The 14857-nt window shown below is 51.2% G+C and carries 16 protein-coding genes; 1 reads left to right on the top strand and 15 read right to left on the bottom strand.

Features of this window, described 5'->3' with window-relative positions; translation table 11 throughout:
* Positions 1-17 precede the first annotated feature (17 nt).
* The 9 genes from BQ7367_RS07545 to BQ7367_RS14450 all read right to left on the bottom strand — a co-directional run bounded on the left by BQ7367_RS07545 (position 18) and on the right by BQ7367_RS14450 (position 7882).
* Positions 18-1034, bottom strand: coding sequence for a molybdopterin-binding protein (locus BQ7367_RS07545; protein ID WP_072524881.1), 1017 nt, complete (start codon positions 1032-1034; stop codon positions 18-20).
* The gene (locus BQ7367_RS07540; protein ID WP_072524880.1) at positions 1031-2962 is read right to left on the bottom strand and encodes an NAD(+) synthase; all 1932 of its coding nucleotides are present in this window, start codon (positions 2960-2962) and stop codon (positions 1031-1033) included. The genes BQ7367_RS07545 and BQ7367_RS07540 overlap by 4 nt, the downstream gene beginning before the upstream one ends.
* Before the next feature lie 15 nt (positions 2963-2977).
* A complete protein-coding gene (hslO, locus tag BQ7367_RS07535; protein WP_072524879.1) occupies positions 2978-3853 on the bottom strand; it encodes an Hsp33 family molecular chaperone HslO in 876 nt (291 codons plus the stop codon).
* Positions 3850-4671, bottom strand: coding sequence for a class I SAM-dependent DNA methyltransferase (locus tag BQ7367_RS07530; protein WP_072524878.1), 822 nt, complete (start codon positions 4669-4671; stop codon positions 3850-3852). Before BQ7367_RS07530 ends, hslO begins: the two co-directional genes overlap by 4 nt.
* Before the next feature lie 27 nt (positions 4672-4698).
* A complete protein-coding gene (locus BQ7367_RS07525; RefSeq protein ID WP_072524877.1) occupies positions 4699-5514 on the bottom strand; it encodes a PHP-associated domain-containing protein in 816 nt (271 codons plus the stop codon).
* Positions 5515-5618: 104 nt separating this feature from the next.
* Positions 5619-5798, bottom strand: coding sequence for a hypothetical protein (locus BQ7367_RS07520; protein ID WP_072524876.1), 180 nt, complete (start codon positions 5796-5798; stop codon positions 5619-5621).
* Between the two features lie 79 nt (positions 5799-5877).
* Complete coding sequence (locus BQ7367_RS07515; RefSeq protein WP_072524875.1) at positions 5878-6594, bottom strand: hypothetical protein; 717 nt, start codon at positions 6592-6594, stop codon at positions 5878-5880.
* Between the two features lie 27 nt (positions 6595-6621).
* Positions 6622-7647 carry a helix-turn-helix transcriptional regulator gene (locus BQ7367_RS07510; protein WP_072524874.1) on the bottom strand — a complete coding sequence of 342 codons (1026 nt, stop codon included), beginning with the start codon at positions 7645-7647 and terminating at the stop codon, positions 6622-6624.
* 70 nt (positions 7648-7717) lie between these two features.
* A complete protein-coding gene (locus BQ7367_RS14450; RefSeq protein WP_159431635.1) occupies positions 7718-7882 on the bottom strand; it encodes a hypothetical protein in 165 nt (54 codons plus the stop codon).
* A gap of 316 nt (positions 7883-8198) precedes the next feature.
* On the opposite strand from BQ7367_RS14450, the gene asnA reads away from it, so the two are divergent.
* Positions 8199-9209, top strand: a complete 1011-nt coding sequence (asnA, locus tag BQ7367_RS07505) for an aspartate--ammonia ligase (protein WP_072524873.1) — start codon at positions 8199-8201, stop codon at positions 9207-9209.
* Here the strand turns inward: asnA and BQ7367_RS07500 are convergent.
* The 6 genes from BQ7367_RS07500 to BQ7367_RS07475 form a co-directional block, all read right to left on the bottom strand.
* Positions 9206-9844, bottom strand: coding sequence for a C39 family peptidase (locus BQ7367_RS07500; RefSeq protein ID WP_072524872.1), 639 nt, complete (start codon positions 9842-9844; stop codon positions 9206-9208). The genes asnA and BQ7367_RS07500 overlap by 4 nt on opposite strands.
* The gene (locus tag BQ7367_RS07495; RefSeq protein WP_072524871.1) at positions 9837-11363 is read right to left on the bottom strand and encodes a Na+/H+ antiporter NhaC family protein; all 1527 of its coding nucleotides are present in this window, start codon (positions 11361-11363) and stop codon (positions 9837-9839) included. The genes BQ7367_RS07500 and BQ7367_RS07495 overlap by 8 nt, the downstream gene beginning before the upstream one ends.
* A 62-nt stretch (positions 11364-11425) precedes the next feature.
* Positions 11426-11830 carry a large conductance mechanosensitive channel protein MscL gene (mscL, locus tag BQ7367_RS07490; protein WP_072524870.1) on the bottom strand — a complete coding sequence of 135 codons (405 nt, stop codon included), beginning with the start codon at positions 11828-11830 and terminating at the stop codon, positions 11426-11428.
* 199 nt (positions 11831-12029) lie between these two features.
* Positions 12030-13217, bottom strand: a complete 1188-nt coding sequence (gene cytX, locus BQ7367_RS07485) for a putative hydroxymethylpyrimidine transporter CytX (protein WP_072524869.1) — start codon at positions 13215-13217, stop codon at positions 12030-12032.
* Between the two features lies 1 nt (position 13218).
* Complete coding sequence (gene thiD / locus BQ7367_RS07480; protein WP_072526134.1) at positions 13219-14073, bottom strand: bifunctional hydroxymethylpyrimidine kinase/phosphomethylpyrimidine kinase; 855 nt, start codon at positions 14071-14073, stop codon at positions 13219-13221.
* Between the two features lie 112 nt (positions 14074-14185).
* Positions 14186-14848, bottom strand: coding sequence for an HAD family hydrolase (locus tag BQ7367_RS07475; protein ID WP_072524868.1), 663 nt, complete (start codon positions 14846-14848; stop codon positions 14186-14188).
* Positions 14849-14857: the final 9 nt, after the last annotated feature.

Raw genomic sequence — 14857 nt, 5'->3', positions numbered from 1 at the left:
TGTCTCCCTTCTGAAACTTACTTTCCAAACCCGCAGTTGGGGAAGGTACAGACCGGACAGTTCAGACACAGCCCTCCCTCGCCCAGCACGGTAAAATCTTCGGCCTTAAGCCGCTCTCCCGCTACAATGCGGGGCAGGGCCAGATCAAAAATCGTGCGTTTCGCGTACATGACGCAGCCCGGCAGGCCCAGTACAGGGATCTCACCTTTGTAAGCCAGCATGAACATGGCCCCGGGCAGCACCGGAGCCCCGTATGTAATGATCTCATCCGCTGCTTTCCGGATGGCAAGAGGAGTCCGGTCGTCCGGATCCACGCTCATCCCTCCGGTGCAGACGACCATATCCGCGCCCTGGGCGATCCACGAGCGGACTGCGTCCGCTGCCATATCAGAGTCATCACTGCACAGAGTATTTCCCATTGTCTCCACGCCAAATTCTTTCAGTTTCTCAATGACCACAGGAGTAAACTGATCTTCGATCCTCCCGTGAAAAACCTCGCTCCCTGTTGTCACGATCCCGGCTTTCATCTTCCGGTACGGAAGGAGCCTGAAGAGCGGCCCGCCGGCGCAGATCTCTTTTACGCGGTCCATCTTTTCCTTTTCTATGACAAGTGGGACAACCCGCATACCCGCGATCTTGTCACCCTTCTTCACCGGAAAATTGCCATGCCGGGAAGCGATCACCATCTGTCCCATCCCGTTCACGGCATTCAGCTTTTCGTGATCGATCTTCAGCAGACCGTCCATCTTGGCGGTCAGCTCGATCTTTCCTTCCTTCGGGTCAGAGGCCGTCATATTGTCTCCCTGACAGACCTGGCGGAGCACTTCCGCAGCCTCATCCTCATGGAGCATTCCTTCCTGCTTCTCCCACACATACAGATGTTCCTTCCCAACGGAAAGGAGCACCGGGATATCCTCCTTGGTCACCACATGTCCCTTGCGGAATACCGGGCCTTTTACCACCCCGGGGATGATCTGCGTAATATCATGGCAGAGCACACTTCCCACCGCGTCTTGTGTCCGGATCAGTTTCATTTCTGTTCCTCCTCTACTGTGATCTCTTCCAGTTCCTTCAGCCATGCCGACGCGCAGGCATCACTGGGCATCCGCAGGTCTCCCCTGGGCGAAAGAGCCACAGTCCCCACCTTGGGGCCGTCCGGCAGACAGGACCGCTTAAACTGCTGGGAAAAAAATCTTCTGCAGAAGGTCTCCAGCCATTTGCGTATCGTGGTTTTCTCATAATCTCCGTCAAACGCCGCCTCTGCCAGCCGGAAGATCTTTGCCGGCCCGTAGCCGAAACGGAGCATGTAATAGAGGAAAAAGTCATGAAGCTCATAGGGCCCCACCAGATCTTCTGTCCTCTGGGCGATATCTCCGTCTTTGGGCGGAAGCAGTTCCGGGCTGACCGGTGTGTCCAGCACATCATAGAGCACCTGCTTCAGCTCTTCATCTGTCGTCTCATCCGCCGCGTATTTCACCAGATGGCGCACCAGCGTCTTCGGCACGGACGCGTTCACCCCGTACATGGACATGTGATCCCCGTTATAGGTGGCCCATCCCAGAGCCAGCTCCGACATGTCGCCGGTACCGATCACCATGCCGCCTGTCCGGTTGGCAATGTCCATCAGTACCTGAGTCCGTTCTCTGGCCTGCGCGTTTTCATAGGTTACATCATGGTCCTCCGGATCCTGTCCGATATCCCGGAAATGGATCTCCACCGCCTCGCCGATGGGAACCTCCTTCAAAGATGCCCCTGTCTTGCGGGCCATATCGCATGCGTTGCGGTATGTCCGGTCCGTCGTCCCGAAACAGGGCATGGTCACCGCGATAATCTCTTTCTTGTCTTTGCCCAGCATTTCAAATGCCCGGGCGGTGACCAGCAGCGCCAGGGTGGAATCCAGTCCGCCTGAGATTCCCACCACCGCTGTCCTGGCATGGGTATGAGCCAGCCGCTTTTTAAGTCCCATCGCCTGGATCGTGAGGATCTCCTCGCAGCGCTGCGCGCGCAGCCCCTCATCCGAAGGCACAAAAGGCTTTTTCGGGAAGACTCTGGACAGTTCCGTCTCTTCGTTCTCTATAGTAAAGGGCACCTGGATCAGAGTATGTTCCATCTCTGCCTTAAATGTCGTATTTTTCCGCCGTTCGCTGACGATCCTCTGGATATCCAGTTCCGAACAGATCATCTCATTGTGATACCGGCGGGATTCTTTTAAGAGAGCGCCGTTTTCCGCAATAATATTATGACCGCCGAACACCACGTCTGTGGTAGATTCTCCCTCACCGGCATTGGCATACACATATCCCGCGATCAGACGGGCGGACTGCCCCCCGATCAGCTCCCGGCGGTATGCGTCCTTCCCGATGGTCTCGTCGCTGGCCGAACAGTTCACGATCACCGTGGCTCCCTCTACCGCGGCCCGGATGCTGGGCGGCACCGGAGACCAGACATCCTCGCAGATCTCGGCAGAGACCACAAGGTCTTCCATCCCCTCTGCCCTAAACAAAATCTGCGGACCGAAAGGCACCTGCTCCCCTTCAAAACTGATATATCCTGCTCTGTCCGGGCCCGGCGTAAACTGGCGCATTTCATAGAACTCCCCGTAATTAGGGAGAAAAGTCTTGGTCGTGATCCCGATGACCCTGCCACGGTTGACAGCCGCCGCCGTATTGTACAGCTTGCCTTCTACACAGAGAGGCACACCCACAAATACAAGGATATCCTTGTCTGCCGTGTACCGCGCGATCTTTAACAGACCGTCCCTGGCCGCCCGCAGGAGCACATCCTGGGTAAACAGATCCCCACAGGTATATCCTGTCACGCAAAGCTCGGGAAATGCAAGGATCTTTGCCCTGTTTTCGCAGGCCTTTTTGATCTCTTCGCAGATCTTCTCTGTATTAAATTCTACATCTGCCACCCGGATATCCGGTGTGGCCGCCGCCACTCTGACAAATCCGTGTCTCATCCTGTTCCCGCCTTTCTATCTGCTCTTCTTCAGCAGTTCCTTTAAATCTTCTACCGTAAAATTGTATGCCCTGTTGCAGAAATGGCATTTCACTTCAATATCCTCCCCGTCCCGGATCATAGACTGGATGTCCTTTTTTCCGATACTGATGATCGCCTTCTCGATCCGCTCTCTGGAACAGTTGCAGAAAAACCTTGCCGGCATCGTGTCCGTGATCTCGACATCCAGCCCCTCCAGTACCTGGGAGAGCATCTCCTCCGGCGTATGACCGTTATCCAGCATGGAAGTCACGGAGCAGACATTCCGGACATTTTCCTCCAGCCGGTCCAGCACCGCGTCCTGGACAAAGGGCATCACCTGTATGATAAATCCTCCGGCGCAGCGGACGGTATTATCCTTCTCCATGAGTACGCCCAGTCCCACGGAGGACGGCACCTGCTCCGAAGTGGCAAAATAATAGGTCAGGTCCTCCGCGATCTCTCCGGTCTGGAGAATGGTCTGTCCGGAATATGGCTCTTTCAGTCCCATATCTTTAACTACAGTCATTATACCCTGTCCCAGCGCGCCGCCCACATCCAGCTTCCCGTTCTTCGGGGGCAGCATCACGCCCGGATCGTATACATACCCTTTTGCATTTCCCTGGCTGTCCGCTGTCACGGTAAGTCCCCCGATGGGACCGGAGCACTGGATCTGGATGGTCAGGATATCCTCCGGATTCTTCATCATGCTTCCCATCATGACTCCCCCGGTGAGAAGACGCCCCAGGGCGGCTGTGGCTACCGGACTGGTCCCGTGACGCGTCCTCGCCTCTTCCACCAGCTCCGTCGTCACCGCGGCAAAAGCGCGGATCTGTGTGTCAGCTGCCGACGCTCTTACAATATAATCTTTCATCTCTTCCTTTCTCCTCTTCCTGTCGTGTTTTCCATCTGCTTGCCGTGCTCCCGGGCGATCACGCAGATCCGTTCACTGGTTCCAGACGGCCTTTCGTGCGTATCCATGTCATATGCCTCCACGAAAACAAGCCCCGCTTCCCTCAACAGGGACCGGATCTCTTCCAGTGTATATCCTCGCTGGTAATGGGTTTCCCGATACTTCCGGTACAGTTCCCCGCCGTCGGGATCCTGTCTCTTTGATCTGCCGCTTTCCTGTATAAATAATGTCAGATCGTATTCGTTGATCCGTTCATCTTCGTAATAATAATTGTCCCAGATGAAACTGCACGCGCCCCTGTCCTCGGCAAATATCCGGTCTCCCAGAATCTCTCTGTATTTATACTCTGTATTGAAGTCAAAAAGAAAGATGCCCTCCGGATCCAGATAGTTATTGACCAGACGGAACACTTCACCAAGCTCTTCCGGCTCTGTGATATAATTGACAGAATCGCACACGCTCACCACCGCGCGCACTGTTCCGTACAGCTCAAACTCCCGCATATCCTGCAGCAGATACAGGATATCCCGGCCGGATCTCAGCCGTTTTTCCATGGCCAGCTCCAGCATATCTTCTGAGTTGTCCACACCGATCATATCATACCCGAAGCCAGCCAGAATCTCTGTCATTGTCCCAGTCCCGCAGCCCAGATCAAGGACGATCCCGTCTTCTGCCCCGTATTTTAAGAGCAGTCCGTGTATATATCCTCCCCATTCTTCATAAGGGACATTGTCCATAAATGTGTCATATACTGACGCGAAACTCGTGTATGCCTCCAAACAGCCTGTCCTCCCATACTTGTCCTGTCACGAATGATAATAGAGCTCAACCGGATCGATGGGATCAAATGGATGTTCTTCTACCATCTTTTTATTCCTGCCCCGCCGTTTCATGAGCTCGCCGCTCTTGTTATATATCCAGAATGAATAGACCAGCAGCTTGTTGATCTTCCCGATCCTCTCCTTCGTGGTCTTCTCATAAAGCGTACCGCCGGCCCGGAACACTGTCTTTTTGTGGATCAGCGAGATCAGTTCCGTCTCACAGGTCACCGGCTCCGGCAGAATCGTATAACCTCTGCCCACACAGTCAGGCTTGTGGGAATCACTCCCTCCGGTCATCACTTTTCCGTACTTCCGGGCCAGTTTTTCCGCTCCCGCGTTGGAACGGACAGACTCACAGCTGTTAAAGGTTTCCACAAAATCAAACCTCTTCACGATCTCCGGTGACTGATAAAACCGTCTGGCATTGGTAAAACTCATATATTTTTCCCCACACGGATGAGCCGGTCCCAGGACGCCTCCGTTTCGGTGCACCAGATCAATAAGCAGCGCCAGAGGCATCCCGCGCATCTCCAGAAGACGCATCTTTACACCTTCCGGCATGATCACAAGGATATGCCCGGCGTCCCTGGTATCGTACTCGATTCCCTTCAGGACGACAAAATCCGAATGTTTCTTTCCTTTTATATGATCTTTCCAGTACCTGTACCCATTATAGGTGTCATGGTCCGTGATGACCATTCCCTGGAAGCCATGTTTCTTCAGGATCGTAATATACTCCTCAAGCCCTACTTTGCTGTCAATGGAACCTTCTTTGACGTGGCAGTGCATATCGATCTTCATACGCAGAGCCCCCTTTCTTTATTGTCCGTACTCCATTATACATCATATGATCATCCGGTGACAACCGAAAGAACTCTGACTTTTTGACGCTCTGTGTCTTCCATTTACCTGTAGATCCTGGATGTGGCAGCCAGCATTGCATACAGGCATCCAAACCATGCCGCCCCATACACAGCCGTCGGGATCCGGATCTCAGTGAAACAGAACAGCACCGCCAGTACAGCCAGAACAGCCGCTCCTCCTGCCGCTACCATCATTCCTAAAACCGACTTTCTGATATACATAATAAAACACACCTTTCTCTGATACGATTTTCTTTGTCTGAAACCATCCTATCAGATCAGGTGTGTCATAAAACGGACTTTACTTATCAATATCCTCCATTACGGCCCGGGCCCGTTCTACCTCATTTGCCGTAGAGGATTCTTCCCGGATCTCCGCCGCTTTCTCCAGATTTTTCCGCTTCTGCTTCTTGGATTCCAGAAGAAGCTGAACAAGCACACCGGCAACACTGATAACAACGCACAAAAGGAGCCTTATAAGTCCGTTGTTCACTGACAGAAGAAAACTGACCGCTGTTCCGCACGCCGCTCCGCCGCAGACCGATGTGGCAAGTATCGTAATAATCACAAGGAACTTCACGGAGAGGATCGCCGCCACAAGAGCGATGACCAGACAAACCGCCAGCATCGCCTGATTCTCCGGACTGATCACCTGGATACAAAAAAATCCTGCAGAAAAAAATACCACCACAAACACACCGGCCCGGTATAGAACCGCTCCCAGCGCCGCAAGTATGATCCCCGCTGCCAGCCCTCCGATCAAAGCCACTGTTCCGTCCAGCCCCGCTGCCGCTGCTGCCGTACACACACCGGCAAACCCAAGTGCCAGCCCCATAAGCGCGGCCCAAATCCGTATGATCTTAAGCCCCAGCAGACACAAAAGCAGACCTGAGACCGCTGTCACTGCCAAAACCGTGATCTCTGTCCCAGTCAGTACATGCCCGTTTCCGCTGATCTCAGATACCACCGCATTCAGATCAAACTCCTGTATACTCTGAAAGATTTCATTTAAATTCATAATACCCACCTTATCTCTTATTTATTATTATTTCTCCATAAAAGTGCCGGCACTCCCGCCATCGTCCCTCTGATAGATTGTGCCCAGGTCCTCCAGAAGGCTTTTGTACTCTTCTACTACGGACTGCGGAGAAAGCAGGCGGACATCCCGTCCCAGTCCGGTAAGCCATCCATAAAACTGCTCACTGACAGCAACTTCCGCGCGGACGATAAAGTGCTCTTCCCCGTCCGGCCGTAAAGACACATTCTTACCGAAACGGTCCATTACAACTCCCACGTACCTGTTATGGAACCGGATGCGGACAGTCTCTTCATTTCCTCCGAACATCCCGAATGTACGCTTCGTATAACGGGCCAGATCGAACCGGCCAAACTCTTCTCTTCCCTCTCTCTTAAGCTCCAGCAGCTCAATATGGAGCATCCGGTCTACCCGGAAATGTTTGATCAGATCCGCGTCCATATCGTAGCCGATGAGATAATAGTTCTCATTGTCCCAGGTCAACGCCCACGGACTCACCCTGTAATTTCCTCCGTTCTTTTTCATGCGGATCTCTCTGGATACTGTCCACTCAAAATAACGGAAGGTGATCTGCCGGTTCTGCGCGATAGCCGTATGCAGCTTGTCCACATTATAGTATATGCTTTCATTCATGGCTTTGATACGGTCCGCGACTACTACCTGACGCTGAAGTTTTCCGGCCTCATATCTGCTTGTCAGCTTCTCGATCTTCCGGATCAGGATATCTGACTTTTTTTCCGTGATAAACCGGGATGCCTGCACAGCGTCCACCAGCAGCTTCAGCTCCGGCAGCTCAAACTCTCTCCCCGCAAGATAGTATCCCTCAGGGCGCTCTTTTCTGTATGCGATATCCAGGCCAAAATTTTTCAGAGTCTCAATATCGTCATAAAGACTTTTCCGTTCCGCGCGGATCCCCATATCCGCCAGCCTTTCCTCGATCTCCTTACGGGAAATAGGATGTTCTTCATCTGTCTCTTCCCGGAACAGCTTCAGTAAATATAAGATTTTTGCTTTTTGATTCCTTGTTTTTGCCATAGAGTTATTTTATCAATTTTTTCTTCCAAACACAAGACAGAGAAGATGGATGCCAATCAAACTGTGCTGATCAACATCCATCTTCAGTGTGGTAATTCCATTTTATTATTTTTTTGATTTCTATCCCTTGCAGATAGAGTGACCTACGTTCCCGGTGGTCTGTACCTCCTTTTCCTGGATTCCTGCCGGATCCTTCGATGACATATCTGTCTGATACAGATTTTTCTTCTCTCATAACTTTCTCGTCATTATGATCTTTCTCTGTATCCAGTCATCTGAGCTTTCGTTTCCCTGTCCGTCAGGTGTTTTATTTGTTGTGTTTATAATATCACTCTTTTTTTATATTGTCAATCTATTTTTAGTTATTTCATAATTTTTTATATAAATTATCTGTTAATTACTTTTTTATAAAATTACTTTCCAAACTTTTATTCTCACACATCTTTCTTATCTCCACACGCTGACATGTCCCTGCTGTTGACTTCTGTCCGCGCACCCTTTAAAATAGAATGGAACTTTTTAATTTAAGCAGTTTTAAAGGAGACCAGACAATGGAACAGCTGAAAATACCTGAGGGTTACTCTTCTCCTCTCACGATCCGCGAGACAGAAGTAGCCATCAAAGAGATCAAGGACCATTTTGAGCGGGCACTTGCCAAATCTCTCCATCTGACCCGGGTATCCGCCCCCCTGTTCGTCTTTCCCGAGACGGGCATGAACGACAATCTAAACGGCGTGGAGCGGCCGGTCACATTCGGGATCAGGGAACAGAACGAGGCAACAGCGGAAATCGTCCACTCTCTTGCCAAATGGAAAAGATATGCTTTAAAAAAATACGGATTTCACTCTGGTGAGGGGCTTTATACAGACATGAGCGCCATCCGCAGAGATGAAGATACAGACAATATCCATTCTCTCTATGTTGATCAGTGGGACTGGGAAAAGATCATCTCCAAAGAAGAGCGGAACATGGAAACGCTGGAATATACCGTACGGAAAGTCTACAGTGCGCTTAAGGATACAGAAGATTACATATCCAGAAGATATAATTACATTGAACCACTTCTCCCGGATGACATTTTCTTTATCACCTCCCAGGAGCTGGAAGATATGTTCCCGGACTGTCCTCCCAAAGAGAGAGAACGTCGTATCGCCAAGGCAAAAGGCGCTGTATTCATTTCCCAGATCGGGAAAGTGCTCGCATCTGGAGAAAAGCATGACGGCCGCTCTCCGGACTATGATGACTGGGATTTAAACGGAGACATCATCGTTTATTACCCGGTGCTGGATATCGGCCTGGAGCTTTCTTCCATGGGGATCCGGGTAGATGAAGATTCCCTCAGAAGCCAGCTCAAGACCGCCGGTTGTGAGGATCGCGCCGACCTTCCATTTCAGAAATCGCTGCTGAACAGAGAACTGCCCTATACCGTCGGAGGAGGCGTGGGCCAGTCCCGTATCTGCATGTACTATCTGAGAAAGGCTCATATCGGAGAAGTCCAGTCCTCTCTGTGGCCTGAAGAAGTCATAACAAAAGCAGCTGAAAACGGCATCCAGCTGCTCTAATCTTTTTTCCTGACCGCCACCGCCTGCATATGCTGGGCCCGGTGGCGGTCTTCTGTTATTTCTTTCGGATAATGAATCCGCCCATTGTTCTCATAAGGATCATTAAAATAGTACCCCTCTTCATCATATCCCACAAGAAGCATACAGTGTTCATTGGAGATCCAGGTGAACATTTCACCTGTGTCATACAGATGCCAGCAGGGACCTGTCACCGGCTCCCGCATATTGATGCAGGCCCAGTAGATGACCGGCATCCCTTTCTCAATATAACGCATGATCAGCTCTTCCGTGGGAGTTCCCGTCTCATCCACGATATCGTACCCGTCCCCCAGCGTCTTCCTCAGAGCATCCACGAGCACCGGGGCGTAACAGCCGAAAGAGTCCTCATCATAAGGACTGCCGCAGAAATATTTCCGCGGGTCAGGTCCGAAGAGCTCCCCGTCTCTCTCCTCGAATTCCTTCTTTTCCAGACAGTTCTCTATAAATTCATCTACTGTGATATCCACTCCCAGGAACTGAAGGAGCATCACCGCGGATACACTCTCGCATCCCGTAGGATACGCCCCGCTCTGGTCGATATAGGGAGCACGGATGCACACGCTCCCATCTGACCGGGATCTTCCTGGATCATCCATCTGCCCGGCCCTGCTTTCTGCCCAGGAACACTCTCATTCCCGTAAGCACTCCCAGAAGCACGATCAGACTCACTCCCAGCACTACCCACCAGATATGTACGAATCCTGCCAGAATATATCCCGCGAAACTGATAACCGTCACGACAGCCGCATACTGCATCTGAGTGGTCACGTGATTGATATGATTACTCTGAGCGCCTGCCGAAGACATGACCGTCGTGTCCGAAATAGGTGAAATGTGATCGCCGCACACTGCTCCCGCCAGGACTGCCGATACTGAAATGATCATCATCTGCATATTTGTTCCTCCGGGAAACATAGCCGTGGCGATAGGTACCAGGATCGCGAATGTCCCCCAGGATGTTCCTGTGGAAAAGGACAGAAACACTGCCGCCGCAAAAAGGACTGCCGGGATGAAAATGCTGGCGGAAGCGTTGTCTCCCACCACGTGTCCCACAAAATCCGCAAGCCCGAGGGCATCCCCCACCCCTTTCAGGGACCATGCGAAAATAAGGATCGTGACCGCCGGGATCATCAGCTTGAATCCGTCTACGAGGCTGTCCATGAAGCCTTTGAACGTCACCACTTTTCTCGGAAGATAAAGAAAGAGCATGAAGAACACGGTGACCATCGTTGCGAAGATCAGGCTGGTTTCCGCGTCACATCCGGAGAATGCCGTGATGATATCCGTGGCTCCTCCCAGATATCCGGTATAGATCATGGCTCCGATCGCCGACACAATGAGCACCGCCACGGGAAGTACCAGATCGATCACCTTTCCGTTGGGATTAACTTCATCTTCAGAGACCTGTTCGAATTCTTCTCCGCCACTGGTAAAAAGGTCTCCCTTGGCCGCGTTGTCCTCATGTTTCTTCATAAGCCCGAAGTCAAACGCCGTGATCGCGATATAAAATACCATCACCAGTGTAAGGATGGCGTACAGATTGTATGGGATCGTATTCAGAAAAAGCTGGAAACCACTGATCCCCGCGTCATCAGGCACATAGGAATTGACTGCCGCCGCCCAGCTGGAAACCGGAGCGATAATGCAGACCGGCGCCGCGGTGGCGTCGATGATGTACGCCAGTTTCGCTCTGGACACTTTGTATCGGTCAGTCACGGGGCGCATTACCGAACCTACAGTAAGACAGTTGAAATAATCATCCACGAAAATCAGGACTCCGAGACCTGCCGTAGCCAGAAGAGCACTCCGTTTTGACCTGATCTTGGTCCCCGCCCATTTCCCGTAAGCAGCAGATCCTCCTGACTTTGCCATGAGGACAATGATCATTCCCAGCAGCACATCAAAAATCAGAATATTCAGATTCATGCTGTTCTTCATGATATCAAAGAAGTTGACGAAAGACTCCCACGGATGAAATCCACTGAAAAGCATGGCTCCCACAGCCACGCCGATAAAGAGGGAGCTGTACACTTCCTTTGTAATAAAAGCGAGCAAAATCGCCAGAAGCGGCGGCACAAGAGCCCACCATGTCCCTATAAACATTGATCCGTCCATATTTCACTCTCCATTCCTGTCAAATTATGCGGCTCCCTGATCCGCACAAAATCTCCCGCGGTCTACACCTGTTCATCAAGCACTGAAGTACAGTGCGCGCACCGTACAGCCGCGGCCGGGATCTCGCTTAAACAATACGGACACTGTTTCGTTTCCGGGGCCGCCGGTTCTTCCTTTTTCTGTCCGAGCGTTATAAATTTATTGATCCCTTTCAACAGGCAGAATAAAACAAAAGCCAGGATCAGAAAATTCACAAGATCTGATATGAACTTTGACGCAAATCCCGCTATATTCTGTAATGTATATGTCTGAGCCCCTGTCACAAAATTCAGGATCGGATTGATAAAATTGTCCGTCAGTGACGTCACGATCCCTGTAAATCCTCCGCCGATGATAACACCGACTGCCATATCCATCATGTTTCCCCGAAGGGCAAATGCTTTAAACTCTTCAATAAATTTTTTCATATGTTCCTCTCCTGCACATCTCTTATCTTTAGTCAGGCCGGCTTCTTTGAGCCCAATCTGCCTATTATCTGATTACTAAAGAAAGATTATAGCATACGCCCCGGCAGAAGAAAAGACCTCTTTTATCAGAGCTCATAGCATAGCCATCCTTTCCTGCGGGAACGCCGATCCGGCTGTCCTGGTTTTCTAACAACAACATTCACTGTTTTCTGCCGGCGGCCGCGTCTATGACCAGACACAAAATAATCACCACTACCATATCCGGCAGGGTGTTGCCCAGAGGAATGTCAACAGTCATCAACCACCGGTATACGATAAATCCGACCAGCCAGATCACAAGATTCCTCCAGTTAAACTCTGAAGCCTTCCGATCTTTTTTCAGAAGAAATACATCAGCGATCTGCACTGCGATCATCGGAGCAAATACAGATCCGATGAGATAGAGGAAATCCGTAATATCATCCATCGGGAAGAGGATAGCCGCCAGAGTGCCGATCACAGTAACCGCGATTCCCACATGATTGCCCTTTAATTTTGAAAAAATGGACTCAGAGGAGACACCTGCTGAATATGCGTCCAGGAAAGTAGTAGTCACCGTGGAAAAGATCACGATCAGAAGAGCCGCGATTCCCAGTCCTGCCTTTACCATGATCGCGGCAATATCTGTCTCTCCGGTATAGATCGCCGCGCCCATTCCGATCACATACATCCAGCAGCTTACCAGTCCGTAGACCACGACACTGGCCGCCGTAGCCTTTACCGGCTTCTCCGCCTCCCGGGTATAGTCGCTGATCACCGGGAGCCAGGAAAGCGGCATGGCCACGGACAGTTCCACCGCCGCCCCGAAACTCATCGCCTCTCCGCTCAGGATCCCCGATTCTCCTCCTCCGAAGAAAATAACCCCGCACAGGATCAGAGTCAGGATAAACAGCGCTGCCATCGCAACCGTATTGATCTTTCCAAGATTCGTCACACCCACAGCAATCCACAGGATGATAAGCGCTCCGATCACGATGCACCACACCCAGGAACCTGTATTAAATGTTCCGTTGGCCGCCAGGGCCCCATCATAGATCATGATCGCTGTCCATCCCACCAGCTGGAGCACGTTCAGAACAGCAAAAAGGATCCCTCCTTTCTGCCCGAAACTGAACTTTACCGTCTCCATGGCGCTCTTCCTCATCTTTCCTCCGATGAGTCCGGCGAAAAACATCATGCAGCATCCGATCAGATGTCCCAGCAGGATTGCCGCAAGACCTTTTCCAAAACCAAGAGGCGCCAGATAAGTTCCTGTCAGAATTTCCGCGATAGAAACTCCCGCTCCAAACCATATCAGTCCGTTCTCAAATACAGACGTTCCTTTTTTCATTACTGCCTTATCTGCCATCTCACCGCACCTCCCCTTTGCTGTGGCGCGCTGTGCTGTCGTCTGTCTTTAAAACCGCTTCCCTGGCATATTCTCCGGTAATGGCAAACGCATGATTCATAGGACCTCTGCCCTTCCCCAGGTCAAGCATGGCTCCCAGCGCCCCGGAAATATACGCTTTGGCCCGTTCTACTGCCTCATCCATCGGAAAGCCTTTTGCCAGATTTGAGGCAATGGCGCTTGACAGCGTACATCCTGTGCCATGCGTGTTGGGATTATCGATCCGTTTTCCGTAAAACCAGCGGCTGCCCTCTTTCCTGTAGAGGAAATCATTTGCGTCATTGATCTGATGCCCTCCTTTCAGAAGCACATCGCAACGATAATTGGCGCCGATCTTCTCCGCTGCCTTCATCATATCTTCCTCTGTCTTGATCTTCATATCCGAAAGTACTTCTGCCTCCGGAATATTCGGCGTAAGAATGTCCGCCATAGGGAGAAGCCTCTCCTTCAGAGTATCGATGGCGTCTTCACTGATCAGCCTGGCCCCGTTTGTCGCGACCATGACAGGATCCACTACAATATTTTCCGCTTTGTACAGTGCCAGTTCCTCCGCGATCGCCCTGATCAGAACCGTGGATGAAACCATACCGATCTTCACCGCGTCGGGACGGATATCCGTAAATACGCAGTCGATCTGCTGTTTTAAAAATCCAGGAGATACCTCCATAATCCCTGCTACGCCGGTCGTATTCTGTGCAACCAATGCCGTTACCGCGCTCATGGCAAACACGCCATTCGCGGTCATCGTCTTGATATCTGCCTGAATCCCGGCGCCTCCGCTTGGGTCTGTCCCAGCGATTGTTAATGCTGTTTTCATATTTTCCCATCCTTTCTTCTTTTGTGTACGCTTTCTCATACACACGTTTTCAGCACTAATTTTATATAGCGGCAGAAGGTGGTGCCCCCAATCTACCGCTGAAAAGTGTCCACTATTCCCGGGACGCTCTTTTCCAGAACAGTTCAAAGTTTTTAAATTCCGGCAGATAGATGTCCGCCGTATTCCAGATCCGTGCCAGGTCCCGGTCATTCGCCTTATCATACACACCCACCGTCCGGAATCCGGCCTGTTTCGCAGTACGGATTGCGTGAAATGCGTCCTCAAACACCCATGTCTGAGAGGGTTCTGTATCCATCTGAAGAGCCGCTGTATAATAGATATCCGGCTCATTCTTCCCGCTTCCGATCTCTGAGCACGTAAAAATCCCCTGAAAAAACTGAAATACTTTCAGTCTCTTAAGCGCTGCTTCCGCGTTTTTTCTGTCTCCGGTAGTCGCGATCACCATGGGCACGCCTCTCTCTTTAAGTTCACTCAGATACTGGCGCGCTCCTTCTTTGAGCGGGACCCGGTTCTTATAAAAATCTTTGACCTCCAGATTCACTTCCGCTATCACCTGTTCCGGAGTCTTGTCCAGACGATACTGACCGATCAGATACTTCGCGCTTTCTTCCAGACTCATGGTATACAAGCGGGTTCCCAGGTCTTTCTCTGCCTCTATCCCAAGTCTGCGAAGATAAAGTTCCCCCAGATTTTCCCACACTGGCATAGAATTAAGCAGGACACCATCCACGTCAAATATAGCTCCTCTGATCATCTTTTTCCC

The organism is Clostridium sp. Marseille-P3244, assembly GCF_900120155.1.
Lineage (GTDB): Bacteria > Bacillota > Clostridia > Lachnospirales > Lachnospiraceae > Mediterraneibacter.
This window is presented reverse-complemented; position numbering and strand designations above follow the sequence as displayed.

Excerpts from the sequence above, each read along its gene's own strand:
- BQ7367_RS07500 (WP_072524872.1), bottom strand. The coding sequence starts at position 9,844 with ATGGATGATCCAGGAAGATCCCGGTCAGATGGGAGCGTGTGCATCCGT.
- BQ7367_RS14450 (WP_159431635.1), bottom strand. The coding sequence starts at position 7,882 with ATGAGAGAAGAAAAATCTGTATCAGACAGATATGTCATCGAAGGATCC.
- BQ7367_RS07510 (WP_072524874.1), bottom strand. The coding sequence starts at position 7,647 with ATGGCAAAAACAAGGAATCAAAAAGCAAAAATCTTATATTTACTGAAG.
- BQ7367_RS07520 (WP_072524876.1), bottom strand. The coding sequence starts at position 5,798 with ATGTATATCAGAAAGTCGGTTTTAGGAATGATGGTAGCGGCAGGAGGA.
- hslO (WP_072524879.1), bottom strand. The coding sequence starts at position 3,853 with ATGAAAGATTATATTGTAAGAGCGTCGGCAGCTGACACACAGATCCGC.
- BQ7367_RS07515 (WP_072524875.1), bottom strand. The coding sequence starts at position 6,594 with ATGAATTTAAATGAAATCTTTCAGAGTATACAGGAGTTTGATCTGAAT.
- thiD (WP_072526134.1), bottom strand. The coding sequence starts at position 14,073 with ATGAAAACAGCATTAACAATCGCTGGGACAGACCCAAGCGGAGGCGCC.
- cytX (WP_072524869.1), bottom strand. The coding sequence starts at position 13,217 with ATGGCAGATAAGGCAGTAATGAAAAAAGGAACGTCTGTATTTGAGAAC.
- asnA (WP_072524873.1), top strand. The coding sequence starts at position 8,199 with ATGGAACAGCTGAAAATACCTGAGGGTTACTCTTCTCCTCTCACGATC.
- BQ7367_RS07540 (WP_072524880.1), bottom strand. The coding sequence starts at position 2,962 with ATGAGACACGGATTTGTCAGAGTGGCGGCGGCCACACCGGATATCCGG.
- mscL (WP_072524870.1), bottom strand. The coding sequence starts at position 11,830 with ATGAAAAAATTTATTGAAGAGTTTAAAGCATTTGCCCTTCGGGGAAAC.
- BQ7367_RS07525 (WP_072524877.1), bottom strand. The coding sequence starts at position 5,514 with ATGAAGATCGATATGCACTGCCACGTCAAAGAAGGTTCCATTGACAGC.
- BQ7367_RS07475 (WP_072524868.1), bottom strand. The coding sequence starts at position 14,848 with ATGATCAGAGGAGCTATATTTGACGTGGATGGTGTCCTGCTTAATTCT.
- BQ7367_RS07495 (WP_072524871.1), bottom strand. The coding sequence starts at position 11,363 with ATGGACGGATCAATGTTTATAGGGACATGGTGGGCTCTTGTGCCGCCG.
- BQ7367_RS07545 (WP_072524881.1), bottom strand. The coding sequence starts at position 1,034 with ATGAAACTGATCCGGACACAAGACGCGGTGGGAAGTGTGCTCTGCCAT.